This is a genomic window from Brevibacterium sp. SIMBA_078 (genome assembly GCF_046534565.1).
Classification (GTDB): Bacteria; Actinomycetota; Actinomycetes; order Actinomycetales; family Brevibacteriaceae; genus Brevibacterium.
This window is the reverse complement of sequence record NZ_JAWRYQ010000017.1, coordinates 1-588: the sequence shown is the minus strand read 5'-3', so window position 1 is coordinate 588 and position 588 is coordinate 1. Positions and strand designations below refer to the sequence as shown.

Annotated in this window: 1 pseudogene; it reads left to right on the top strand. The window is 33.0% G+C overall.

What is annotated here, in order from left to right:
- Positions 1-91: 91 nt before the first annotated feature.
- Positions 92-588, top strand: a pseudogene (locus tag SB749_RS18660) (hypothetical protein); the annotation flags it as partial.

Here is a 588-nt window from a genome sequence, read left to right as displayed (position 1 = left end):
ATATTTTAAAATTTTTCTTTAACTATTGCTCTTATTTTGAAATAATACAAAAGGTTTAAAATTTTTAAAATATAAAGAGAGGAAGGATAAGGTGGAAACTAAAGTAGAATTCGAAAAAGTCGCTTACAGTCTCAACGAATGGTATATAACCATAAAGCAAAACAACATTCTCAAAGCTACAGCCATGCGAGAAAAAATCGTAAACACATTTCCAAACATGGAAGAAAATCAGAACGTCCTACTGTATTTCAATCTCATAGACTCAAGATTTAAACTGATGACAGAAAACTATAAAGAATCAGGACAACTACTCAGTAAAGTAGACAATGCAACACTGGAAAAAGGCACAGATGACATGATTCAATACTATTTTTATCTCTTCAACGGCATGTATCACTTTTATGAAAAAGATTTCATCGAAGCAATCAACTTTTACAGAATCGCAGAGAGGAAGCTTAATAAAGTGCCCGACGAAATAGAAAGGGCAGAATTTCACTATCAAACTGCGAGTGCATATTACGAAATCCGCCAGAATTTTTTCTCACTAAATCACGCTGAAAAAGCGATTCAAAGCTTTGAAGCACACAA